17 protein-coding genes are annotated in these 25,957 nt (G+C 49.1%); 7 read left to right on the top strand and 10 right to left on the bottom strand.

The features are described 5' to 3' along the window. The first annotated feature begins 171 nt into the window (after nucleotides 1-171). The gene (locus ACYVAD_RS14145; protein ID WP_461140152.1) at nucleotides 172-1,647 is read left to right on the top strand and encodes a BCNT domain-containing protein; all 1,476 of its coding nucleotides are present in this window, start codon (nucleotides 172-174) and stop codon (nucleotides 1,645-1,647) included. Between the two features lie 53 nt (nucleotides 1,648-1,700). On the opposite strand, the gene ACYVAD_RS14140 is transcribed toward ACYVAD_RS14145, so the two are convergent. Together ACYVAD_RS14140 and ACYVAD_RS14135 are read right to left on the bottom strand one after the other, a co-directional pair. Next, nucleotides 1,701-1,937 (bottom strand): hypothetical protein, encoded by a 237-nt coding sequence (locus ACYVAD_RS14140; RefSeq protein WP_461140151.1) that lies wholly within the window; start codon nucleotides 1,935-1,937, stop codon nucleotides 1,701-1,703. A 284-nt stretch (nucleotides 1,938-2,221) separates the two neighbouring features. Next, entirely contained in the window at nucleotides 2,222-4,207 is a 1,986-nt protein-coding gene (locus tag ACYVAD_RS14135) for a TonB-dependent receptor plug domain-containing protein (protein ID WP_461140150.1), read from the bottom strand. A 345-nt stretch (nucleotides 4,208-4,552) separates the two neighbouring features. Here ACYVAD_RS14135 and ACYVAD_RS14130 point away from each other — a divergent pair, with 345 nt between their 5' ends. After that, a complete protein-coding gene (locus ACYVAD_RS14130) occupies nucleotides 4,553-6,439 on the top strand; it encodes a family 16 glycoside hydrolase (protein ID WP_461140149.1) in 1,887 nt (628 codons plus the stop codon). A gap of 22 nt (nucleotides 6,440-6,461) precedes the next feature. Next, nucleotides 6,462-8,612, top strand: a complete 2,151-nt coding sequence (locus ACYVAD_RS14125; protein WP_461140148.1) for a plastocyanin/azurin family copper-binding protein — start codon at nucleotides 6,462-6,464, stop codon at nucleotides 8,610-8,612. Nucleotides 8,613-8,982: 370 nt separating this feature from the next. Here ACYVAD_RS14125 and ACYVAD_RS14120 read toward each other — a convergent pair whose 3' ends face one another. The 3 genes from ACYVAD_RS14120 to ACYVAD_RS14110 all read right to left on the bottom strand — a co-directional run bounded on the left by ACYVAD_RS14120 (nucleotide 8,983) and on the right by ACYVAD_RS14110 (nucleotide 12,185). Beyond that, on the bottom strand, nucleotides 8,983-10,080 hold the full coding sequence (locus tag ACYVAD_RS14120) for an SDR family NAD(P)-dependent oxidoreductase (protein ID WP_461140147.1): 1,098 nt from the start codon (nucleotides 10,078-10,080) through the stop codon (nucleotides 8,983-8,985). Between the two features lie 24 nt (nucleotides 10,081-10,104). Next, nucleotides 10,105-11,262, bottom strand: a complete 1,158-nt coding sequence (locus ACYVAD_RS14115; RefSeq protein WP_461140146.1) for a zinc-dependent alcohol dehydrogenase — start codon at nucleotides 11,260-11,262, stop codon at nucleotides 10,105-10,107. Nucleotides 11,263-11,390: 128 nt separating this feature from the next. Further along, nucleotides 11,391-12,185: a hypothetical protein gene (locus ACYVAD_RS14110; RefSeq protein ID WP_461140145.1), complete on the bottom strand. Its 795-nt coding sequence runs from the start codon at nucleotides 12,183-12,185 to the stop codon at nucleotides 11,391-11,393. 201 nt (nucleotides 12,186-12,386) lie between these two features. On the opposite strand from ACYVAD_RS14110, the gene ACYVAD_RS14105 reads away from it, so the two are divergent. Both ACYVAD_RS14105 and ACYVAD_RS14100 read left to right on the top strand, forming a co-directional pair. Continuing rightward, nucleotides 12,387-13,754: a DUF2254 domain-containing protein gene (locus tag ACYVAD_RS14105; RefSeq protein ID WP_461140144.1), complete on the top strand. Its 1,368-nt coding sequence runs from the start codon at nucleotides 12,387-12,389 to the stop codon at nucleotides 13,752-13,754. A gap of 151 nt (nucleotides 13,755-13,905) precedes the next feature. Beyond that, nucleotides 13,906-15,450: a PQQ-dependent sugar dehydrogenase gene (locus ACYVAD_RS14100; protein WP_461140143.1), complete on the top strand. Its 1,545-nt coding sequence runs from the start codon at nucleotides 13,906-13,908 to the stop codon at nucleotides 15,448-15,450. Between the two features lie 55 nt (nucleotides 15,451-15,505). Here ACYVAD_RS14100 and ACYVAD_RS14095 read toward each other — a convergent pair whose 3' ends face one another. The 3 genes from ACYVAD_RS14095 to ACYVAD_RS14085 form a co-directional block, all read right to left on the bottom strand. Continuing rightward, entirely contained in the window at nucleotides 15,506-16,066 is a 561-nt protein-coding gene (locus ACYVAD_RS14095; RefSeq protein WP_461140142.1) for an RNA polymerase sigma factor, read from the bottom strand. Between the two features lie 309 nt (nucleotides 16,067-16,375). Further along, a complete protein-coding gene (locus ACYVAD_RS14090) occupies nucleotides 16,376-18,940 on the bottom strand; it encodes a PAS domain-containing sensor histidine kinase (RefSeq protein WP_461140141.1) in 2,565 nt (854 codons plus the stop codon). Between the two features lie 1,256 nt (nucleotides 18,941-20,196). Further along, entirely contained in the window at nucleotides 20,197-22,026 is a 1,830-nt protein-coding gene (locus tag ACYVAD_RS14085; RefSeq protein ID WP_461140140.1) for a patatin-like phospholipase family protein, read from the bottom strand. Nucleotides 22,027-22,561: 535 nt separating this feature from the next. Between ACYVAD_RS14085 and ACYVAD_RS14080 the strand changes: the two genes are divergently transcribed. Next, nucleotides 22,562-23,383, top strand: coding sequence for a DUF1206 domain-containing protein (locus tag ACYVAD_RS14080; protein WP_461140139.1), 822 nt, complete (start codon nucleotides 22,562-22,564; stop codon nucleotides 23,381-23,383). Nucleotides 23,384-24,600: 1,217 nt separating this feature from the next. On the opposite strand, the gene ACYVAD_RS14075 is transcribed toward ACYVAD_RS14080, so the two are convergent. Continuing rightward, nucleotides 24,601-25,014, bottom strand: coding sequence for a response regulator (locus ACYVAD_RS14075; protein ID WP_461140138.1), 414 nt, complete (start codon nucleotides 25,012-25,014; stop codon nucleotides 24,601-24,603). 181 nt (nucleotides 25,015-25,195) lie between these two features. Here ACYVAD_RS14075 and ACYVAD_RS14070 point away from each other — a divergent pair, with 181 nt between their 5' ends. Beyond that, nucleotides 25,196-25,597: a response regulator gene (locus ACYVAD_RS14070; RefSeq protein WP_461140137.1), complete on the top strand. Its 402-nt coding sequence runs from the start codon at nucleotides 25,196-25,198 to the stop codon at nucleotides 25,595-25,597. On the opposite strand, the gene ACYVAD_RS14065 is transcribed toward ACYVAD_RS14070, so the two are convergent. Next, entirely contained in the window at nucleotides 25,575-25,892 is a 318-nt protein-coding gene (locus ACYVAD_RS14065; protein ID WP_461140136.1) for a LytR/AlgR family response regulator transcription factor, read from the bottom strand. The two genes, ACYVAD_RS14070 and ACYVAD_RS14065, sit on opposite strands and share 23 nt — an antisense overlap. Between the last annotated feature and the right edge of the window lie 65 nt (nucleotides 25,893-25,957).

Here is a 25,957-nt window from a genome sequence, read left to right as displayed (position 1 = left end):
CAGTAGTAAATAGCGCAACAATAAACGCGTAGGCAAAGGTACGACAAATAGCACCGAAGAATCGATTGGGGAAAAGTTGACAAATCCGGGGCCAGGATGCCCAAAGTGGCACGAATATGTGTTTATACCTTAGTATGCGTATCTTTATACTGAGTAAGTATCCAACACACGATGTACGAAAAGAATATAGGCACTAAGCAAAAAGCATTACGTATCAATCTGGATCGCCGGATTTACGGCTCCTTCGCTGAGATCGGTGCGGGCCAGGAAACGGCTGCTATGTTTTTTAAAGCTGGCGGCTCGTCGGGTACCATCGCCAAAACCATGTCGGCCTATGACATGACCTTTAGTGACTCGATTTATGGAGTTGAAGAGAGTGGACGCTACGTTGTCGAGTCTCGGCTCGTCAAGATGCTGAGTAAAGAATACAGCCTGCTGGAGAAACGACTAGCAGAACAACGTGGCTCAGAAACCACGTTTTTTGCGTTTGCCAACACAGTAGTCGCTCTTAACTACCAGAAAACTAATGACGCCCACGGCTGGATCGGTTGCCGTTTCCAGCAGTCGCCCCTGTCCGGTTACAACGATGTGATCATTCACGTCAAAATGCTGGACAACGAAAATGTCGTTCAGCAACAGGCGCTGGGTATTATTGGAGTTAATCTAATTTATGGTGCTTTCTATTATGCGAAGTCTCCAGAAACCCTGGTCCTTTCGCTCATGGACGATCTATCTCCGGATCGTATCCAGATCGACATGATTCGGTTTAGCGGACCTGACTTTGCGGAAGTCGATAATCGGCTGATGAGTCTGCACCTGGTTCGTAACGGCTTTACCGATGCGGCTCTGTTCGGGCCCGACGGGCAGGTGTTGCAGCCTTCAGAAGCGCTGTATAAGAAAAACATCCTGGTTATGCGCGGCCGGCTACGACCCGTTACGAATGTGCAGATGGACATGATCGAAAACGGGGTTAAGCAGTTCAAAGCCGAGCACGACGTCGACGAAAATCGAGTGGTGTCTATTGCTGAGCTAACGCTGCACAACCTGAAGTCAAGCGATCAGAGCATTGATGAGAAAGATTTCCTGGATCGGGTTGATATTCTCTGCTCGATGGGGCAGACGGTGATGATTTCAAACTATCTGGAATACTATAAGCTGGTGGCTTACCTAGCCCGGCTGACTCGGCTCAAAATTGGTCTGGTCGTCGGGATTCCGAATCTCGAATACATCTTCGAGGAAGATCATTACGAATTTTTACCGGGGGGGATTCTGGAATCGTTCGCCACGTTGTTCAGTCGAAAGGTCAAGCTATTTGTTTACCCCACCCTGCGCGACGACACGGTTTATACCTGCAATGAGTTTGAATTACCACCAACGCTGGAGCCGCTGTTTCAGTATTTGGTCCGTAACGACAAGATCGAGGACATTACCGATTACAACGAAGAAAACCTGCATATCTCTACCGACCGGGTGCTGGAAATGATTCAGCAGGGCGAAGACGGTTGGGAGCAGATGGTACCCGAACGGGTTGCCAAACGAATTAAGGACTATTGCCTGTTCGGTTATCCTTGCGAAGTCGACTATATCCCGATTGGTCAGCAGGTTCGGCAGAAACAGGAAGAACAACTCACACCCGATGCCCAATAAAAAAGCCCGCTGGTTAACCAGCGGGCTTTTTTATTATCAGCAGTAAAAAATGACTAGTTGGTCGTGCTGCTGGTCGTCGTCGACGTAGCCGACGTTGACATTGGCATTGAAGCAGAATCAGACGACATCGTCGATGAAGAATCCATCGTCGTTGTCGAATCAGCCATCATCGTCGTTGTCGAATCACCTGGAACCGTCGTGGTTGATTCCGACGATTTGTTCGAAGAGCAAGCTGTCGTCATAGCAATGACCGACATCGTAAACAGAGCAGATTTGATAAGCGATTTCATTATCTTGGTTGATTTTTTTGAGTTCTTAAACCGAGTTCCTCTTTTAATACCTGAAATTTTGAAAGGTAACCCATTAAATCTGTATGATTTAGAGTAGGCTACAACAAAAGCAGTATAAACCATTGCTGACGGATTTACCCCTGATCAACACATAGTAGGTCTACCTAACTGCCTCGGCGAGACAGCAAGTGCTACTTATCCACAAAAGCCTAGCAAAGAGTGTTGAAAACATAAGTAAGCGCTGGTTTTCACTACCGAAATCGGTAGGGTAGCACTGATGTTAGCTAGTTCTTCCGCAACTGCCAGCGCAGGCCACCCATAGCCCAACGAGCGGGCATTTGTGCTCCGAGAATATCGGCGTACTGCTCGTTGAAGAGGTTCAATACCTGTGCCGTTACGTACAGTTGGTTGGGTAAAACAGCAAACTCGGCTCTGGCATTGATCACTTTGTAATTGGCCGTTATACGTCGGTTGATAGCTTCCACCGCAGCCTGGTTACGAGCTTTGAATTGCCCTGTCAGACCGAGATTAAACCGGCCAGCGGTTAGGCTCAGGGAGCTGTTCACCTGGTGACGAGCAAAGTTGGCCAGATACTGAGAAACAACTGGACTGGCGGTATTCAGGAGCGTGTAGCTGCCGATGAAGTCGAGCAGCACCTTGTCGCTGAGCTGGCGCTTAATCCAGAGTTCGACCTCAATGCCACGGGTCTGTACATTGAACAAGTTCTGCGCGAGCCGGTAGGTGCGATCTGTAGCCACGTTGGTCAGACCCGTTTGCCGGATTACTTCGGCACCAGACAGGCTTACGTAATCGATTAGGTTGGTACCACTGCGAAGAAATCCCGTTGCTTTTACCGTAACACCCGATGCAGGCATCCAGTCGGCTCCAACTTCGGCGTTTAGTGCCCGCTCGGCCTGTAGGTTTGGCAAACCAATATTCCGGCCGGCCGACAATGGACCGGGTAGGTTGTTGGATGTGTATCGTTCTGTGAAATCGGCCGCCCGGATGCTTTTACCAATCGAACCCCGCACCACAAGTTCCGCCGATGGGGAATAGCTCAGATTCAACTGCGGTACCAGCTCCCGCCCAAATGACTGATCCCAGTCGAAACGCAGACTTCCCGTCGCCGTAAGACCAAAGCTGGTTTGGGTTGTCAGGATACCGTACGTACCCCAGTGCCAGGTTGCGTGGTTGCCCCGGTCGTTCGATTGAATCTGCCGGTTATCGTACTGACCACCTACACTGGCTTTCCAGCGGTCGCTTAGTTGCATGAAATGGTTCAGCTGCGCCAGCGAGAACTGCATCCGGTGGTTGCTGGGCACGAAAGTTGGGGCAGGATTGAACACGTAACGGTCCGTCGAGTAGATGTGCGTGAACTGCACTTCCGTCTGCTGCCGCTCGCTTTCCTGAACCCGCAGCTGCCCCTGGTACAGATTCCGCAACGTCGTTTCCCGCGACAAATCGGCCGAGCTTGTCGTATAAAACCACTGCGCGTTAAAATCACGCCGGTCGAAAGCAGCCCGGGCTGCCAGACTGATCTTTGGCGTAAAGCTGTATCTTCCCGACAGCGAGTACGTTTTCAGATTGACATCGTTCCGCTGGGTGCTGGGGACCGCCAGGGCCTGGCCCGGCGTGGTATTGATTAACACTCCACCACCCAGACGTAACTTCTCCGTCTGCCGAAAACCGCCGGCATTTACGTTCCAGAGGTTCCACTGACCCCGTTGTACGGTAGCCTGCCCTTCCGTTGTTTTTGTCGACTGCGCGCGAACGGCAAATGTTTTCGTTACGATGTTGATGACACCACCCACCGCGTCAGGACCGTAAACGGCGGAGCCAGCTCCCCGAACGATCTCGATTTGCTCGATCTCCGCTGGTGTAATGGGAAAATACCCCGCAAAATGCCCCGTCAGCGGATCGTTGATACGCATACCATCAATCAGAATCAGTACCTGATTGAACGTGCTACCCCGTAACGTAATATCAGCCTGAGCGCCAAAGCTTCCTCGGCTTTGTACGTCAATTGATGGTAGTACCCGTAGTAGGTCATCCAGGGAATTGACCGGAAAGCGGCTAATCTCCCGGCCAGGTATAATCGTTACGTTCCGTCCCAGTTCGGCAGCCGTTTGTTGCAGCCGGGAAGCAGTTACGTAAACAGGGGTCAGATTTTTTGTTGTGTCAGTGTCCGTTGTCGATTGGGCTTGCATCATGACAGGCACCAGTCCCGTCAGTATTAGCGTAAAAACTCGAATCATGTACAAGTAGGGCATATGTACCCATTGGTAAAACGGCTCAAAAATGAATGAAAAAACCAGATGATTCGATTGGTGGGCGAAAAGAAAATCGAAACGAATAGGATACTCCGAAGTCGGCTTTAGTACTTTTTTAACTAGTAAGCGAAATTAAACGCCTGCTTACCGGTGAAAATTCGTTAAAATAGTAAGAACTTTCCCAAAAAATATAATTTTCCGTTTCGGCAGTTATTTATGGCCTTTCTAACCTTTATGATGGCCTTATTTCTTCCTTCGATGCTTCTTCAAAACCGCATTATTGGTAAGTAATCCCTAGCCGTAAACGTCTTTCTACCAACAGTCCTTTTTCTTACTTTTCGTTTTATGCAACACAAACCCTGGTACTGCCTGCTGTTGCTCCTTGCGTGTGCATTCAGAACAGCGGCACAAACCGACGAGCTACCCTACTCCACTATACCACTACAAACCCTGCAGGGGTTCCTGGCTACCGGCTCCAACTGGCAGTTGGCAGGAGACGTCTATTACGATGTGAACAAAGCTGGCAAGCCCAGCCTGAGCAAAGGCACTGGTATTCTGGTTAACGTCCCAACGGCCAAAGCCAATGATCCGATCAATACCAGCCTGCAACATGGCGACCTAGCGCTGGAGATGGATGTCATGCTGGAAAAAGACGCGAAAGCGTTGCTGTTGCTTCAGGGCCGTTACGGTCTTCAGCTTGTCGATAGCTGGGGCATCAAAACGCCAACAATTCACGACGGGGGAGCTATCGAAGAGCGCTGGAAAGAACAGGCTACAGCTGGCCAGCAGGGCTACGAAGGCCACGCTCCCGCTCAGAACGTTAATCGGGCACCGGGTCTATGGCAACATTACAGCATCGTGTTCCGGGCACCCCGTTTCGATGCGCAGGGACGTAAAACTGCCAATGCCCGTTTCGTGAGCGTGAAGCTGAACGGGGTTACTCTCCATGAAAACATCGAACTGACCGGGCCAACCCGTTCTGCCGTCGCGCAGGACGAGAAAGCCACAGCGCCACTGGTTATCAAAGGAGAGCAAGGCTCGCTGGCGGTGCGGGATATTCGTTACAAGGCTTATGGTACCGAGCCCGTTACGTTATCAAACCTCAAACTGTCGACCTACGAAGGCAACTTCCGCTCGTTTGCCGACCTCAATGCGCAAACGCCACGCCCGGAAATGGTCATTGATCTGCTGGCGCACCGGGGTACCGGTAGCCGGGATAAATTCGGCGGAAAAATCACCGGAACTCTTCATCTACCTACCTCAGGAACGTATCTGCTCAAATTAAGCCTAAGTTGGATTCCGGCAGAAACAAACCCCGAACGCCCCAACGGCGCAGGTATGCTGACCATCGACGGTAAGAAATTACTCGACATTACGGGCAAGAACGGTGGTACCGCTATCCTGACGACTCAATTACAAGCGGGTGATTATCCTATCGAGCTGACTTACTACAAAACCTACAAGTTGTGGTACGCCAAAGGTGATGACATCAGTTTGTCAGTCGAAGGACCGGGGGTGCAATACACCACGCTCAATGAAGTGATCCGGGCGGAGGAGCCCGTAGGCCAGATTCGGCTGCGGGCCGATAATGAAACCACCATGCAGCGGGGGTTTATGAATCACAACGGCAAAAAGCACACGCATACCATCGCCGTGGGCGAGCCTGGACGCGCCAGCTACAGCCTTGACCTACAAAAAGGCGAAATGCTCGCCATCTGGCGGGGTGACTTCCTGGAAACGACGCCCATGTGGCATGGTCGGGGCGAAACCCAGTTGGCCGTCCCACGGGGCAGTGTAATCGAGTTGCCGGGCAAACCGTCGCTGGCAGTCTTAACGAATCAGCAAACCGCCTGGCCAGATTCTAATACTACCTACAATAACCTGGGATACGACATCGACAAAGCTGGCCGACCCATCTTCAAATACACACTGGGCGCGGCCTCTGTACGAGAGTCGATTACGACGGCAGATGAAGGACGAAAATTAACGCGCTCCTTCACCGTCACGTCGGGCGAATCCACACCGGGCGAAATCTGGTGCCGGTTGGCCGCGGGCAATGAGATTACCCAGCTACCGAACGGCCTCTACGCTATCAATGGTAAACAATATTTTATCGAGCTGGCGGATAAAGAAAAACCCGTTATCCGCACGACAGCAACGAACACAAAAGAACTCCTGCTCCCGGTCAACGCTAAAAAAGGCGGTGTCGTCACCTATTCCTTTATCTGGTAGGCCCTACCTCATTCTTTGATTCATGAACAAGCCATTTTCCCCCATAAACTCGTTGCTCAAAACGGCGCTCCTGACGGCAGGTATTGTCTGTAGCAGTGGGTTGCTTTTCGGGCAGATTCAGTCGAAAGACGGCCTGCCTGTTAGTTCCAGCAGCAAACAACCCGCCCCCCAGCCGAAAGGTCTGGCCAAAGTTCAGGCGGACCCCGAGAAAGAAGATGATTTTTACAAACTAATTTCGCTGCCCGTTCCGGAAGATATTATCCTGGAGGTAGGTGGTATGGTTACCCTCCCCGACGGCAATCTGGCCATTTGCACCCGGCGTGGCGAGGTCTGGATGGTATCGAATCCGTACATTTCGGGGACTGTCCAGCCTACTTACAAGCGCTTTGCCTACGGTCTGCACGAGCCACTGGGTCTGACCTATCGCGACGGCGCTATTTACGTTACGCAACGTAGCGAGATTACCCGACTGCGCGACACCGACGGCGATGGTCAGGCGGATTCGTACGACAAAGTATATTCCTGGCCGCTATCGGGCAACTACCACGAATACTCCTACGGCCCTACATTCCTGCCCAACGGCAACATGCTCATTACGCTCAACGTGGGCTGGAGTAACAGCTTAGGGCACGGGGTAAGCCTGGCCCCCTGGCGCGGCTGGACCATCGAGGTCGACCCACAAGGCAAGATGACACCGTTTGCGGCCGGTATGCGCTCGCCGGCGGGTTACGGCATGAATGCAGCCGGGGATTACTTCTACACCGAAAACCAGGGCGACTGGGTAGGCTCCGGCCGGATTTCGCAGGTCGAAAAGGGCGACTTTCTGGGTAACGCCGAAAGCCTTCGCTGGACGGATCTGCCCGGCTCTCCGCTAAAGATTAAGCCGCAGGACGTACCGAACACGGGCGAACCGCTTTACGACGTATCGAAAAAATTCAAAGAACTGAAAGCGCCTGCCGTCTGGCTACCTCACGGTATTCTGGGAATCTCGACCTCGGGCTTACTAACGGATAACACGAACGGTAAGTTTGGGCCGTTTGCCAACCAACTTTTCGTGGGTGATCAGGGGCAGAGTATCCTTTCCCGCGTTGATCTGGAAAAAGTGAAAGGCGCGTATCAGGGCGTCGTATTTCCCTTCCGGGAAGGTTTCTCGTCGGGCGTACTTCGGCTGGTCTGGGGGCATGATGCGTCAATGTTTGTAGGCATGACCAGCCGGGGCTGGTCGTCGACCGGCAAGGAGCTGTTCAGCCTGCAACGGGTTGTCTGGACGGGTAAGATGCCGTTCGAAATGCGAACTATTCACGCGATGCCCGATGGCTTCGAGATTGAATTCACAGAGCCCGTTGATCAGGAACTGGCCGCCAATCCGGAGTCGTATAAAGTAACTGGCTTTTCGTACAAGTATCATTCGACCTACGGCAGTCCGGTTATCAACCGCGCCAACAGCCCGATTCGCGGCATTGTTGTGTCAAAAGATGGAATGAAAGCCCGTTTAGTTGTCGATAGTCTACGACTTGGCTACATCCACGAGATCAAAACGGAAGGTCTCCGCTCGGAGAAGGGTCGCGCTTTGTTGCACACGGTTGGCTATTACACGCTGAACAACCTACCCGATGGCGAGAAACTCAACATTGCTCAGGCAGCCCCCAAGCACGACCACTCGGCTATGGCCATGAATACGGCGAAACCCGCTGCGACGGCACCGAAGGGAAAAGCAGCGACAAAGCCAGCCCCCGCCAGCAAGGCAACAACCAATGCCGGCCCAAAACGAGTTACTGAAATGCCGGCCTCCTGGGGCGAACCGGATTACACAATTAACATGGGAACGAAGCCGGGCCTCAAGTTTTCGGTAGAGCAATTCCAGGTGAAAGCGGGGAGTAAGGTACGGGTTGTGTTTAATAACGAAGATGACATGCTGCACAACTTCGTCGTAGTTACCCCAGGTTCAGCTGTTCAGGTAGGGGAGTTAGCCATGAAGCTAGGTCTCGAAGGCCAGGAACGTAATTACATTCCAACAAGTGACAAGGTTCTGCACCATACAAACCTGTTGCAGCCTAATACCAGCGAATCCATTTATTTTATCGCCCCCGAAAAACCTGGTAGTTACTCGTACGAGTGCTCGGTCCCAGGCCATTTTTATGTAATGCAAGGCACCATGAAAGTGACAAAATAAATATACTAATCGCTGTATGTCAATTACTTACAACAGGGTGAGTTACAACTTGTAACTCACCCTGTTGTTCTTCACATCAGTTACTTTTTAATAAGTTACGTTAACACCGCGAAAAATAGATCGTTATGTTTTCATCAGACGAAAAATAATTGGACTATGTGTCGAACTACCTTCCTCCATGTTTACAAAAATGCAAATCTATAAACTTACATACGATTTAATGAACGGGCTGACTGGCAGCAAAAAGTAATATATGTTACCGAAAACGTACACCTTATTTTATCGCTACTCTGTCGGTCATCAGCCTGCATAACAAGTAAAAAAGGGCGTCTAACGACGCCCTTTTCAGTTACAGTTTATTTGTTTCAGCTTACGCAAGTGCTCCTTCTACACCTGCTTTTGCTTTATACAGTGATCCTTTGACAGAGTCGATCAGACCAGCTGGTGAGTCTTCTAGTTTACCCTTGGCACTGAGTAGCGACCCTTTAACCGAATCGGCGGCTGCGGCTGACGAGTTCTTCAACCCACTAAGTGCTTTATGCGCTTTATACCGGTATTTAACTTTGTCGTAAGGGCTGCTTTGCCGATAGGCAAAATAAAGCCCTGCCAACAGACCAGCTACTACGCCAATACCAATTGCAATGTTCATAGCTGCGTCGTTCGACTTCTCCTCCGATTCGTCTTTTGGCGTCATATCTCGCCGTACACCTTTTGCCAACAGCGGATCGGGTAGAACGTGCGCCATAGCGACACGGGCTTTGTTCGTCCAGCCAGCTACAACGTGATCTTTACCTTGCAGTAACGCTTCGTACCCTTCTTTGGCCACCTCCGCTGGATCGGCCGTTTTGGAAGGATCGGCACCCCTCACGTGACTTGCACCCGCTTTCTGGAAGAAGTCAGTGTTGGTGGCACCGGGCATCAGTACCGTAACGGTTACGTTTGTTCCTTGCAGTTCATTGCGGATGGCTTCCCCGAATGATTTAACGAAGGCCTTGGTTGCACCGTAAACCGCCATCATGGGGTTTGGAAACACGGACACTTCCGATCCGAGCAGAAGGATTCTACCCGAATTCCGGTCAACCATATCTTTCAGATACAACTTGGTCAGGTGCACCAGCGACGTAGCGTTGGTCTGGATGATAGCCAGCTCCTGCTCAATATCCGTTTCAGTGGCAAACTTACCGTAAGTCCCCTGGCCTGCGTCGTTTACCAGAATATCAATCGTAGTTCCTTTTGTTTTTTCGTAGATGTTTTCGGCGGCCTTCGGATCAGCCAGATCCTGAGCAATCGTCATGGTTTGTACGCCGAATTGTTCTTCGTATTCTTTGGCGATCAGATCGAGGCTTTCGCCCGAACGAGCTACCAACACCAGGTTATGACCATCTTTAGCAAACAGGTTGGTAAGTTCACGACCAATGCCGCTGGTTGCTCCTGTAATCAGGACGGTTTTTCCAGTTAGTTTTTCCATTGTTGAGTTTACTAATTGATTAACTTAAGGTTTCAGAACGACCTTGGTACAGTCGTCTTCTTTATTCTTAAACATATCATACGCCCTTGCGGCTTCCGATAGCGGTAAGGTGTGCGAGATAATATCGTCCAACACAACTTTACCCTGTACAACCAGATCCAGCAGGTGATCGATGTTTTTGTGAACCTGCGACTGACCGAACCGAACCGTGATGCCTTTGTCGAACAGCCGACCAACCGGGAAGTTATCGAAGGGCGTCCCATAGACACCCACTACCGACACAATGCCGCCCCGCCGAACAGCCTGCATGCACAATTCGAGTACTTTAGGTGTGCCTTTCTCCAGATTCAGCGCTGCTTTTGCTTTCTCCAGTAACGAGCGATCGGCTTCCATGCCCACCGCATCCACACAAACATCGGCACCGCGGCCCTGCGTCATCTGCCGAATAGCTTCAACTACGTCAACCTCGTTTGGGTTTAGAGTTTCTACTTTATTGACCCGTTTGGCTCGTTCCAGTCGGTAACTCAATGGATCGATAGCAATGACTCGCCCAGCTCCCTGCAACCAGGCTGATTTCTGTGCCATTAGCCCTACCGGACCCGAACCAAAGATGGCAACGGTTTCACCACCTCGCAGTTCGCCCCATTCTATCGAACTCCAGCCCGTCGGGAAAATATCGGTCAGAAACAGCACCTGTTCGTCGGTAAGGCCTTCCGGTACGTGACGTAGTCCATAGTCGGCATAGGGCACTCGAACGTACTCAGCCTGCCCGCCATTGTACCCTCCGTATAAATCGGTGTACCCAAACAGGCCACCACCTTTTTCGGTCAACAGTCCGCCATCGGGTCCATAATGGTCGGGATTCGAATTCTGACAGTGCATCTGCAAGTTATGGTCGCAGAAGAAACACTTACCGCAGGCAATCGTAAAGGGTACCACTACCCGGTCGCCTTTCTTCAGGTTCGTCACGCCGGAGCCAACGTCTTCAACAATTCCCATAAATTCATGCCCCAGCACTTCATTCTGAAGCTGCGGAATGAATCCATCGTAAATGTGCAGATCGGAACCGCAGATGGCGGTTGACGTAACGCGAATGAGTGCGTCCCGTGGTTCTTCGACGCGGGGGTCGGCCGTGTTTTCAACACGGATGTCACCAATTTTGTGGAATACGGCGGCCTTCATACAATGAATGACTTTGCTGATACACGGATTAGATTCCCAGTACAACCCTAGTCTATAGGATAAGTTTATTTATTCGTAAACTTAGCTCCGCTCCCTCACCGTAGTAGACTCATCTGCCTCAACCGCTGTTAGTTTAGGTTAACGCCAAGCGTGAGTCCCAGCCAGGGCTGACTATTGTAAACCCACACAGGATCATTTCGATCGGTCAACTTGCTGTACCCCAGCGCAAAACCAGCCGAAAAGCTTTTAAAGCTAAATACGCTCGACAATCCATAATTAATGCCCAGCGCCTGGTATTCGTCAGGGACAGCCCCGTTCGTGTTGAATGAGTTGACCAGCATGGGCGACAGCCCAACCAGGCCACCAATCCCAAAGCTAAACGATTGGATTTCAGACCGTCGATTGCGCCGAAAATACGTTGTGCGGTAGCGCCCAATCTCCGACAGCAGTCCGACGTGCACATGGAAATTCAGCGGGTAATCGTTTAGTTGTCCCGGTAGACCATTCGTCGCAAAATGATACTGTAATGGCATGGTAACCAGGTCAATATCGAGCCCCGAGGTTTTGTAGCGAAACCAGGGGCTTTTCTCCTCAAGCTTGTTGAGGACTGGATTGTAGTGCACAAATAAGGTTGCCAACGAATCCGTCTGGTCAATCGTGACGGGATTCTTGTCATCAGGGCGTAGACTATTTGCGATGAACTCGGCGTATAACGTATCCCCTTTCTCGTACAGAGCCGCTTTGGCCCGATGCGACAGCGTTTTAGAAACCACCTTTCCTTTGCTGAATACAAACAGTTGCTGGTTAGCCGGTATGGTAAAAACCTGATTCAGCGCCGTAATTTCATTATGTTGTCGAACGCTGGCGCAACCCCACGCAGCCAGGAGTATGATTATGAAGAAAGTAATACGTAACGATTTCATATACAGAAGTAAACTGGCCTGATCGATTATCCTCCAGGGGTTTTAGGCTACGTCGCAAAACTACAATGTCAATACTAACTCTGATTACGGCAGGTATTGACGTACTATTTAATGTTCAGCATACCGGCTGCTAATTTCCCTATTCGATTACTGTTGTAACCATTTCCACCAAGTGCGGTTGTCAACTGAAATAGTTTTTCTATGACAAACCGTATCCGTCACTACTGGCATCAGCTTCGCGAATCACTCTGGTTCATACCGGGACTAATGCTCGTTGGTTCGTTTTTGCTGGCGTATGGTCTGGTTGAGTTTGACGCAAGTACGTCCTGGCAGGGTCAGAAAGAATTCCCCCTGCTGTTTGGGATTGGCGCCGAAGGCTCGCGTGGTATGCTCTCGGCCATTGCTGGCTCCATGCTGACCGTTGCTACGTTGTCGTTTTCGCTCACGCTGTCAACGATTGCTCAAGTAAGCAGCCAGTACTCACCCCGCGTATTACGCAATTTCATGCGCGACCATCTCAACCAGTTGGTGATGGGTTATTTCGTTGGCGTTTTTTCGTACTGCCTGATCGTACTCGGTACCATTCGCGGCACTGATGAGCAAAAATTTGTACCGGCCACGGCCGTGCTGGCAGGTTTAGTGCTGGCACTCGGTGGGGTCATAGCGCTGATATTTTTTATTCACCACATTGCCGAATCGATGCAGAGCGGCACTATTGTGCAAAGCACTACCAACGAAACGCTCGAAGCGATCGAGAACCTGTTTCCGAGTAATGTTGGCGAACCCGTTGGCAGCCCTGAAGAGCTGGCCGCTGCACGACGCTATTTTAGTGAAACTACCGGCTGGCATCCCGTCTTTTCCAGCCGGTGGGGCTACCTTCAGCACATCGACACCGATCAGTTACTCGACTGGGCGACTCAGCACCAAGTCATCGTGCGCATGGAGCAGAAACTGGGGAGCTTTATCGCCCAGGACAGTATTCTTTTCAGCGTTCGTACTGATGTGACACGGTCGGATGTCAGCAAACCCGACTGGCCAACCGATCTACTCGATTACGTCGACATTGGTCGCCACCGCAGCGTCGAACAGGATGTCAGCTTTGGTATCCAGCAACTGGTCGATATTACGTTGCGAGCCTTGTCCAGCGGTATCAATGACACAACAACGGCGATTATGGGCATTGATCATCTCGGTACGATCTGCGAACAACTAGCCAAGCGTACCTTCCCGGAGCGATTACGCTCTGACGGAGACCATTTTCGGGTTCAGACGCAGCCCGCCAGCTTCGAGGATTTTATCCGATTAGCCTTTGACCTGGCCCGCGTTAATGCCAAGGGAGATCATGCGGTTTTATGTCGGTTATTACGCGCGCTGGTTTTGATCGGCAACCACGTCAACACCGAGCAACGACTCCCTGTCATTCGGGAGCAGATTGACCTACTCATGGGTCAAACGGATAAAACCCTGGCCACTCCCTACGAAAAACAACAGGTCTGGCTGGTGTATCAAGAGTTGAAGCAGAACTGGTTTTCGGCTAACAGCCACTCGTTGATCATGAGTGACCATTAATTTACGTAGAAGCCCGGCACCTTTGTTTTCTTTCCTGACCGGACGTTACCAACTGCGTGCTGTTGCCTGATCTACACGCTCACTTTTACTTCGTTCAACGAAACATTCACCCAGCCCGAGAGGCTATAGTAGTGGATCAACATTAGTTTGTGTGCGTTATACTCTTCTTTATTGGTGTCTTATCACGGCCATTTGTTTTCAGGCCGCACGGGCGCAAACCTATACCAGTCCTCGTGGGGAGGTGTTTACCAGACGCGTAGTCAAAGATAGTCTCAGCGATCCCTGGGAAATTACGTATGGGCCAGATAAGGTACTATGGATTACCGAAGCCAAAGGGTATGTCGTCAGTCGCATTGACCCAACGACGGGCACTAAAACCATTCTACTAGACGTAACCGGCGAACGGCAGTTTCCTCGCTATGACGTTATTCCCGACGAACAGGATGGCGGAAAACCCTGGCCACAGGGCGGATTGATGGGTCTGGCACTACATCCTCAACTGTTACGGGGCAAACCTTACGTCTATCTGGCTTACCTGTATGCCTATGAGGGAGCAGAAAAAGCTGGGGACGGTGGCCGTCCTGGCCATGGTGGCTATTATTACCGAACGCGGCTGGTACGTTACACGTACGACCAAAACGCTCAGCAGTTAATTAAACCTGTTATTCTGTGCGACACAATTCCCGGCAGCAACGATCATAACTCCGGGCGCGTGTTAATTGCGCCTGTCAACGGCAAGCCTTATCTGTTCTACACCGTGGGTGATCTGGGAGCTGGCCAGTTTGCAAACGCTGGTCGCCCGAACCACGCGCAGCAGACCAACGTGTATGAGGGAAAGGTGTTACGTTTCAACCTGGAACCGGACACCGATCAGGCCCCAACCGATCAATGGATTCCAAATGACAATCCGTTCAATGGCAATGGGCAAAATGCGGTTTGGAGCTATGGCCATCGGAATGCACAGGGGCTGGCTCATGCTCAGATTGGCGGGCAGGAACGGCTTTACGTATCGGAGCACGGTCCATTCGGCGACGACGAATTAAACCTGATCGAGAAGGGGAAGAACTACGGCCACCCGCTGATCATTGGCTACAATGACGGTAACTACAATGGCCTGGCCGCGGGCGTAACGGAGTACGATAGCCTGCCGGGCGTCTGGAATACGACCTATCCAACTATTAGTAGTGAACAGGATAATGCCAGAACAATAGGAATCAATACGTTTAGAGAGCCCATTAAAAGTCTGCACTCGTTACCTGCTGATACCCTTCAGTACGCTTTTGTTAAAATCCGAACCAAAGACCCGAAACAACCCGAGTGGCCAGCCGAAGCCCCAAGCAGTCTGGCGGTATACTCCGCCGAGGCTATTCCCGACTGGAAAAACTCGTTGCTGGTTCCTACCTTAAAAACGGGTCAGCTTATTCGTTTGCGCTTGTCAGCCGATGGTAGTCAGGTGACCGGGGATACATTGACGTATTTCAAGTCCCCCGTACGCTACCGTGATGTTGCTATTTCACCGGATGGCACCAAATTGTATCTAGCGACTGACAGCTCTACCGTCACGTCGGGACCTTCGAGTGCAGCCGCTAAAGAATCAGCCTGCCGAGGATGCATCCTAGAATTGACGTATCAGCCGGGCGCATCGACCCAGCCCCCCGATCGACTGGCTCCTTCCAGAAGAAAAAAACGACGGTGAGCAGCCAGTATCGTAGTACGATACTGGCTGCTCACCGTCGTTTTATGGTGGCAGATTACCAGTCCTTACTCATATATTCCCTGTGCCGTTCGTAGAGTTTGTCCCGCGTGCGTTTAAGTCTCATTTTAACCGCACTCTCTGACAACTGATGCAACTGGGCAATTTCCTTGATCGACAGATTCTGCTCGTACTTCATCTGCAATAGTGATACCTCTTCACTCGGCGTCCCTTCCAGCAGCTTGCCCAAATCACTTAGTCGTACGGCCAGATTGTTTTCTTCGGGCTCGTCTGGCAGTTGATCTTGCAGCGTTTCTGACCAGGACTCATGCACCATTCGCTTACCGATCCGAATTTGATCCAGGCAGTAATGATGCGAGATGGAATAGAGCCAGGTTGAAAACTTAGACCGCTCCTGAAACGAGTCAATCTTGTTGAAGACTTTCAGGAAGATATCCTGCGTGTAATCTTCAGCAAGATCCGTATCCTTTGTCATGGATAAGCATTTCTGATAGACTTTACTAACGTAACGTTGATAAAGTGTTTCAAAGCAGTCCTCATTACTGGTTTGTTGATAACAGGCGACGAGCTGCTCATCGGCCAAGCGACTAGGTTTCACGGAGTTACGGTAGAGTAAGTGAATTGATCAAGTGTACGGTAGGTGCAATCTTGCAAACTAATTGTATCTACATGCAATCAGATATACGCGCAAAAGTTCCTTAAGTATTTATACTACCTCTTTTTTTTTCAAAATTTTCAAAAATCCTTGTAAAAGGTACATCTCTTGCCGGCATTATTCTAAAAAAAGGTATTCGAATGCCCATGAGATATACATTGTTTTAGCAGAATGAACGACAAAGTTTGAGACTCGCGAACCGCTCCCGGTAACAATTAATTTCTTCTCCCGTCTACAAAGGCGCCCACCGGTTTATGCTGGCAGATAAATACTGAAAGTAGCCCCCTGGTTTGGTCGACTGGTCGCGGTCATCGCTCCACCGTGGTTTAGAACGACTTTCTCACAAATGGCCAGTCCAATCCCTGTTCCAGCATATTGACTCCGGCTATGCAGCCGCTGAAAAACCTGGAAGATGCGATCGAGGTATTTTTCGTCAAAACCGATTCCATTGTCAGCTACCTCAACGCGGTAATAAGATGCGGTAGCCCGTGTAGGGTTGACCGATGGTGGTAATTCAGACGCACGGATTGAGCGCGCACTGATTCGAATGAACGGGGCAACGTGCTCCTGACGAAATTTTAAGGCGTTAGACAGCAGATTTTGAAAGAGTTGCCCTAGTTGAACGGCATCACCGGCGACTGTCGGCAAGTTGTCGATTTCTACCTTCGCTCCTGTTTCAACAATCACTAGCTCTAAGGTCGTCATCACTTCGTTCAGGACCTGATTGAGGGATACTGACGTATTTTTTTCCTGATGAATAGCAATTCGGGAGAAGCTTAGTAGATCGCGAATTAATGTCGACATGCGACTGGCAGCTGACTGCATTCGCTCCAGGTAAATTAGCTTATCGTCCTCTACTAAATCCGTCAGGTGAGTTTTGAGTAAATCGCCAAACTGCTGGATCTTACGCAGTGGCTCCTGCAAATCATGACTGGCTACATAAGCAAACTGTTGCAGGTTATCGTTAGAACGTACCAGTAGCTGGTTGGTGGATTCTAATTCTTTATTAACCGCAGCGTAATCAGCGTTGCTTGTTGCCAGTTCCTGGTTGGCTTTGGCTAGTTCCTGCGTCCGGATGGCGACCTGATGCTCTAATTTCTCCGCGAGTGCCCGGTAGCGTGCTTCGCTCTCGGCGACCCCTCGCTGCGCCACAACCAGATCAGTTACCTCGGCAGCCGTGTTCATGACGCCATATACTTGACCGTCATCATCTAGCAAGGGCGTAAAGCTATAGTTGAAGTAAAAAGCTTGTAGACGCCCGTCGACAACAATATCAACCTGTTGGTGACGCGCATGAAACGGTATTCCCGTCCGACGCACGCCTTCTACCTGCGCGAAGATCGGTTGATTAGCCAGTTCGGGTAGAATATCCTGATAACTCTGCCCAATCACGTCGTATCCTTTCCCCCAGACGTCCATTATTGACCGATTGGCCAGCTGAATATACATACGTTCGCCCACGTATACCCCAATAGGGAAGGGAGCACTATCCACCAGACTGCGTAACCGCGCTTCTCGAACGGCAATAGCCTTACGACTACGAACCTGCTGCGTAACGTCAGTAGCAATGATGAGCACACCTGTTACCTGCTGATTAGCATCCTGACTCGGTTGGTAGGTGAGATCGACGTAAATGGTTTCCGTCTGCTGATGACGTGTCAAGATAACCGCTAATTCTTTCGCTACATACGGTTGTCCGGTTACCAGTACCTGATCGAGCAGTTGATCAAAGCCTTGACCAGCCAGTTCGGGTATGATCTTCAACATAGGTTGATTCGCCAACTCATCCGCTGTTCGATCTACGAGTGCACAGTAAAATGGATTGGCCAGGCGATAAATGAACTGCGGTCCCTCGACAAGGGCAATACCAACCGGAGCCTGCTCAAACCAGCTCAGTAACTGCTGCTGACTATCAAGAATTTGCTGGCGGATAACCACCTGTTCTGTCACCTCGTAGGCCACACACACAACACCGATGATTTCGTCTTCACTGGTCCGTAACGCTTTGTAGATGTAGTTGTAATAACCCACATAAGGCATTCCGTAACGGATCAGATCAAATCGTTCCTCTGTTTTAGTGAACGTTTCGCCAGTTTGCAACACGTTGAGAAGCCGTTGCATCTGAACGGTTGAGGACAGCTCTGGCAGTACACTAAGAAAAGGTTTGCCTATTGCGGACTCATCACGTCCCCATACGGACAACATGGCCTCATTAGCCATTTGAATCGTCATATCCTGCCCAACAAAAAGGGCATTGGCAATAGGCGAATGGTAGAACAAACTGTTCGTAAAATGTTGACTGTCTTCTAAACGCTGCTTATTTTCAACAGCTTTAGTCGTTTCCGAGCAGGTCACCAGTACCCCGCCGATTGCTCCCGTATCATCGATAAGAGGACTAAAGCTATACGTCCAGTAAGCGTAGCTCATTTGTCCTTCACGATAAATTGGAAGTTTCTGGTCTTCAAACCAAACGGCCTCTCCACCACCCATAATTGCATGAATCATAGGACCAATCACAGTCCATGACTCAGCCCAACTTTCCTCTCCCCGTTGCCCAAGCGAAGACGGATGCTTCCCATTATTGCCCAAACTAGGCCGGAACGCATCGTTATAGAACGTAATCAGCTCTTCTCCCCAAAAAATAAGCATGGGAAATCGTGAGCGTAACATCATCGCCACCAGCGTACGAAGACTCGGCGACCACGCGTCTGGTTCGCCAATTGATGTTGCTGTCCAGTTATACTCCCGAATAAGCTGTCCCATTTCGCCCCCTTCGCCCAGAAAAGGATACGCCTGTTTCGTCAATTGTGTTTTCAATAGAAATGAAAATAAGACGTAACAAGGTAAGCAGTGGAGTTGAGTAAAGCAGGTTAATGTTATCGACTAGCCTGTGGAAGGCCATCCGAAAGAAACGGACTAGAAAGGGGACGAGATGACCACCCGTCGTTACGAAGCAACTGTTTTGGATAGACTACAGTAAAACAAAGAAGCTCTGGAAATCCAGAGCTCTTTAGAATACCACACCTAATTAACATTAGTCCCTTTTCAGGAGTACTATTGATAAGTAAAATTACTCACTTTTTGTTAAAATTCTATATCCAATGGACTTGCTGCCTCGAAGCTTGTTCTACCTATGGATGGCCGAAGAAACCAGCAGCGATAATACAATTAGTAAAACAGCCCGTTACGTTCAATGTCGTCTTAGTCAAGTAGCTCCGGCATTAATCTTGCTTTTTCGTAGCTAGTATGTAGTATGTTTTAAAGGTGTGAGATAAAAGGGCGACCTCGTAGGTCGCTTCTTTTTTTACACATTGCCTTACTCATTTATACAACGCACAATTTATATAGGTTAAGCAGAAGGTAAGAGTAAAGAATTGGTGTGTTAGTGAAAAAGGGCAGCCTGTTAGGCTACCCTTTTCTTGCCCGCATGTCTGTGTATTTTAATAGCGCTTAGCGCAGCGAACAGCAGCTAGCGAACCAAACCTAGCCTTGATGTAAAGCCCATGATGCTGGTCAGCACAGCCAACTTTTAGATTCCGCATTTTCGTGTACCCTGAGTTGGAATACTTGGCTGTTGCTAATCAGCTAAGCCGCGCGCGGTGGGCAATGATACTCTATTAGTATTTACCAACCTCACTATCAAGCATACCGGCACTATTCTTGCTACCCCGGAAGTAACATAGTATAAGTTACAGGTGACAATAGAAAGGGCGGCTCAGAGGGTCGCTTCTTTTTTGTTCCATACCCTTACTAATTCGGGCATCCTCTGGTGAGAGTAGTTAACATTGTTAGCCGAAAGGCTTTTTTGGTGTGTAGTGTAAAGGGGCAGTCCAGTGGGCTGTCCCTTTTTGTTCCGTATCCTTACTCTCCAGTACAACCATTATGTCTAGCGAGTTAGAATAGATAATGATGTAACAAAATACGTTAAAGGAAAAGGAGCGGCTGCTTGGCCGCTTTCTTTTTTCACGAAAAAGCTTCGTAGTATAGTGTCTTTATCTGCTTCAGCCTTGTCAATCGCTTCCAGGAAATACTCTCGGATCCACCGAAAAGGCAACCTTATAGTGGGCTAAAGTTTATTCGGCAGACATTGGAGCATCCACTAACCATAACGGATTTGAGCAAAATCGTTTCCAGTCAGCCTCAAGCTGTACGTTGAGTTCTTCCAATGCGGCTCTGTAAGCGGGCGATAGTGGAGCCCTTCTCATCTCGTTGAGATAAGCCATCAGGTTATAACACATCGTAAACTGCCCCGTTGCGATGATGTTGTCGCGCATGTCAAGCTGACTTTTGCTAAACCATAATGTAGTATCCATCGTCCGGGCTTTTTCTGCAATATCCATTAGCGTTTCCGATGGGGCAGGCGACGGACTCCACTGCTTATTACGTGCCTTTGTGATCTTGTAGTAAGTTGTGCTTAACTCATAGATCAGTACGGTCATCCGACGATTTTTGTATGTGTCGCTAGTATAAAATTGCTGATAGATTAACCGACGTATTTGCTTCATAAATACGTCTCCTGACAGCAGGACAACTGAACTAGTCCGCGCAGCGATCATCTGCCATAAAGACCCAAAAGGTATCCGGAGAAAATAATCGCCATAGGTACGTATTACTGGCCCCCAGGTCCCTTTTCCACCAATCTGCCGAACCCCGTACCACAAGCCTAGCAATCCCCCGCCCAAAAGTAATGTCATGGTTCCTGCGAACGTGATGAAAATATTACGTTTGTCAGGATCAGCGTATAGCGCTCCCCAAATGAAGGGCAGACCAACTAAGGCAATGGCAGCTAGAAAAGTCAGTTTCAACAACGATAATTGGCGCCATCCTCGATTATTGACCGCTGGTGCTTCGTAATCATCCAGCAGTGGACTGGACACATCACAGGCAATCAGAGTATCAAAAGGATGACCACTCGTTTGGGCGCGGTAATCACCCAGGATCAGTCCCTGAATACCCTGGTTGTCATCGATTCCCCCGTCCATAATCCCGAACGTAATCGACTGCTTTTGGGGAATACTTTGCGAAAAGGCCACTGCTGGTGAATCCTCCGTCTGTTCAGCCTTAAGGGTTAGGGAAACTTCGGCAAGACTCGGTTGAACTGAGTCAAACTGAGAAGTCAGTTGCGCCGTCTCCGTTGGCGCATCCTGATAAAGCATGGCCTGTTGAAGCTCCTGCTCGGATAAACTCTTCTCCGTCGTTTCACCCCTGTAAGCAAAATCGCGAGGAAACATGATTGGCTCAAAACCTGCCGGAAAACAGGAAGAGGCCGCCAGAATATCGGCCAGGCGAATCTTACGAATGATGGGCAGAGCGCTACGCCGAAAATGCAGCACATAATTACCAACGAACCCTTTGCGCTGCTGTCCGTCGACGTTCTGAAAGCGAAACGAAAGCCCGTTCTTAAATTCAGTCGCGTTTACGCAGATTTGCCGCAAGTGGGGCAGATCGTTATCGGGCTGGCAAAGCGGATCGAACGTTGCCTTGCCTAATCGTTGACTATCGGTTAGTGCCAGCGCATACGCATTGATTAAATTTCGCTGCTTAGTAGGCGTATCTGTCCAGGCATCGGGATCTTTAAGAATCCGCATAGCGTCGCTCAGCAGTTTTTCGCCATCCATAAGCGCCCGGAGCTGCTCATAAGTATGAGCAAACGATTTTCCCTGATACAGATTCTCCGCGTAGAGCAAACTGAGAAAAGATCCCCCTGAGGTGGTCGACATAAACGTCACAGCCTCCCGTAAAGAGCGCTTCTCTCCAGTAGAGTCCAGTAGCGAGCAGTGATCGAGATAAGACAGGCAACCCAGACCGAAGGCAGCTGCCCGAAATCCGCCCCCCGACACAGCCAGACCGATTTGACTGAGTGGTTCCAGCGAAGACGGTCCAGTTTGTTTGACGGATCCCATGAAGCACAAATAGTGAAGAAGTTGTTTACAACACTACACTTTTAGAAACCATCAAAAAAGCCCATCGACTGGGCTTCCCAAAGCAGTTAGTAAATGCTATGAGCGAGATAACAGTAAACAGTTGTTTTTATTTTTAATACCCGAAAACGGCCACAAGTCTTGCAGACACAGCAAAACGCCAGGTCGCTTACCTTAGTATTCAATCAGTAAAAACGACTAGGCTTCTCAGGTGCTTGCTGCTATAGACTATAAGAACAAACTCAACAAGAAGACAAAAAAACCACAGGAAATCAGTCCGACACTTATCCAAGTAGCGAGGTTCGTTAAGCTGATATTTCTTACGTTAAATAAGTCGTTTCGCTTTACCATAGACGTAGCAAGCAGATAGCCTGTCTTGTTTACTTATCAATTGACAAAAATTGAGTAGATGGTAGGTCCGGCTATGGCATCCTTAAACCTTTCACCTTGGCCTCCGTTAGAAATTAGGATAGTTTCAATAGCTACATATGTGGCTTAATTGGTAGTCTTAACAGCAATGATCACTGCTCAGCAAGCTAAACTTAAATCATTACAAAGTGTGGAGTGGCTGGCCAGGGGCAGCTACGTGGCTAAGGCCATCTTTTACGCTGCCATTGCCACTTTTACTGTTACTCTGGCTCTAGGATCACGGGGCCCTGATCCCAGCCGTAAACAGGTTCTTGAACACTTCGCCGGGAATACGTTTGGTAAATTCCTCATCGCTTTGATGGCCATAGCACTGGCGGGTCATACCGTCTGGCGGCTGGTCGAAATCTGGAATGATCCTTACAAGAAGGGAAAAGGTCCGATGGGGTGGCTTTACCGACTCAACTATTTGCTGAGCGCTATCACCTATGCCGGTTTGGGCTGGACGGCACTTATGCTGCTGATTGGCCAAGGGAGCGGAGAAGACAACCAGAAGCGATTATGGGTAACCCAGCTGCTCCAACTACCGGGCGGAGATTGGGCGATTATTCTGGTAGGCTGTTTGTTTTTAGCCTGGGCTGGATTACAGATCTACAAAGGGCTATCCGGCAGCGTATGTCACAGTTTGGCTATAGGTAACGCCAGCGCCGTCAAACGGGGTTTTCTCAGGATTAGTAGCCTGGTCGGCTTTGTTACGTTAGGAATTACTTTGGCCGGCACTGGCTGGTATCTGTTGAAGGGCGCCTGGACCAAGAATCCTGACTGGGTCAGAAACATGGATGATCTAGTGAAGGCGTTGCAAAACTTTCCCGGGGGGTGGGGTCTACAACTGGTAGCCGCGCTGGGCTTTTTACTGATGTCGGTGTTTATGCTGGCTATGGCCCGATACTTCCCAATCAAAACGCTTGAATAATCGGCTCCACTATATCCCAAATGCAGGTTATTTGCGAAATGCGGGCAAAGCCTGACCAGAATTAGTCTATTTGACAAGTTGCTTACTGGGAATTAAGTGGCAGGGGTTCAGCAATCAACGCCCAGACCCGGTAGCCTTCACCACGTAAGGTTCCATAATTGCCTTTCTCACCTAACGTCGAGCGACTAGTGGCAACCACAAAAAAATAGCCCTCACTCCGATTGATCGAAAAGTGAGGGCTGCGTTAATCAGGTGTGTCTACGACACATTACGCAAGGAACCGTTTGTTAGATTTTAGGTTACTAGTTATTTACTAGACGGTAAGCGTAATGGGTGGTAAACAACTACAAAATTGAGTCCCCAGTTAAAATCAGCGAGGGAACGGTCAAAAATGACCATATATCCAAGCGAACGGGATAGCATGACACACAGCGAACAAGTGAATTCACCAGATAACAACGTATACCGCTTCTACTAAATGAAGTGAGCTTTACGGTACTCAACTCGTCACCTGCTTGGTCGACTTTACTCATGTTTAGGTAAATCGAGATAAGTTTCGGCAAGATCTGCCCAATGATCTTTCTTGCTGCGTTACCCCAAGTGTATGACACTCATCTTTAAAAGCGCACGTAATTTGAGCGATGAGCAAGCCTACTATAAAGAAACAGGTCCCGAAAATCGAAACCTGTTTGCTGGCCAGTGAACATACTATTAATGCTACTGGTCAATGACTTGCGAAAAAAATTACGACTCGATTTCTATTACTCTTTGTGAGTTATTTAAGTAATGATCCTAAAGCAACTAGTACAACAATGGTACTCATGCCTCTAACTGCTTATGTCTTGTTCAAAAAAGGTGCTCCGGAAAATCCAGAGCCCTTTCCAAACCACACCTAATTAACGCTCCAGTTTCGGGCGCGCAAGAAATAAGTGTAAATACACAGGTTTTGTTTACAGAATCTACTTAATACAAAAAAGCTCTGGAATCCCAGAGCCATTTGATACACCCAAAATACGTTGCAACTAACGACCTATAAAGTAAACAGAGTAGTTGAGCTACTTGCACCGAGTAACATAGTTGTTGATTAAAAACGAATTGAATCACTCAACTGCCCATATTAAGGATTGAGCTTAGTTATTCAGTCTCCTAAGCACCATTTACTAGGTGATTTTCCTGGCTACGAAAAAGTCGTAATGAATGCGTAACCAATAATACTATCAATCATTGGTTTTGCCGTCCAGCCATTGATTGCATAGCTGAACAACTATCTTCGCCAGTTCGGGTTGGCTAATTGGCTTAGTAATAAAATTTGTCGCCCCTAGCGCCAGCGCTTTTCGTTTATCATCCGGGTTGTTGGAGGTAGTCAAAATAACAATCGGCATTGTGGCATACCGAGGTGTGCTGCGCAGTCTTTCCAGTGCTTCCAGACCACCCATAAAGGGCATGTTCAAATCCAGCAATAGCAGTCCAGGCACTACAAGTTGCTTGGCCAGATCAGCTAGTAACTCTTTGCCATTTACCGAGAAGTGTAACCGATAGGCTGGTGCGTGCCGGGTAAAGCATAAACGCAACAGATAACGATCGTCTTCATCGTCATCAGCGACAAAAACAATCGGTAGTGAGCTATCCATTAAGTAAGTAGTTGTTGATTAGGCGGTAGCCAAAAGACCTCAAATATACAGAGCAAATTCATAAATGACGCTCTGTTGCAAATAAGAATCACATACTTCCGTCTACCCTGTCACTCAGTGACAAAGCCAAACAATTGCGTCATATAAATACTTTAAGCCAGTAGGCCACCTAACCAGCAAAATGGAAAGCACCAACCCTTGGATAGCATTCTTAAATGAGGATGAAGATGATGTCATCTTCTGGCAGTACGGTTTCAAAAACTGGGCTAAAGACCTGAATTTACATTGGTTCAAAAGCGCTAACGAATTTTGGGATAAGAGTGCTTTACTTTCCCAAAAACCCGCTTTCATTTTACAAGCAGAACTTTTCCCTTTAGAACAGGATAGAGATCGGTTGAAAAGCTTTGTACAGCAAGCCAACTCCCAACGCGTTCCTGTCTTTCTGGTTACTTCCTCGATTCAGGAAGGAGAGCGCGATCAGTACATAGAATGGGGAATCACTGATTGTTTGCTCTACCCCTGTACAGTGGACGAATTGAGAAAGTGTATCTTATCCCTTGTCAATTGGATAAGGCAAGAGTAAGCTGCGTACGCACTTCCTGTATTCGCCGTCGACTTATAGGTAGCCACGTATCACCTACTAGTACACGCGCCTGTGTAATAGGATAAAAAATATAGGCCTGTATGTATTGAGGATTAACCAAATAGGCTTTGTGAATGCGGATGAAACCGGGTAAATCTTCACAAAATCGCGCCAAGGTCAACGAGTATAGCTCTGTCTTTTTGCCGTCAAAATGAACGTTGGTGTAATTTCCTTTTCCGGATAGATATAGAATAGAATTTGCTCGTTTCTGTAAATTCACTCTGTGCACAATCATTATGGATTAGATGGATAGAAGGGCAAAGATAAGAGTATATATACTTGAGTATTTACCAAATAATC

It is taken from the genome of Spirosoma pomorum (assembly GCF_054776615.1).
This window is presented reverse-complemented; position numbering and strand designations above follow the sequence as displayed.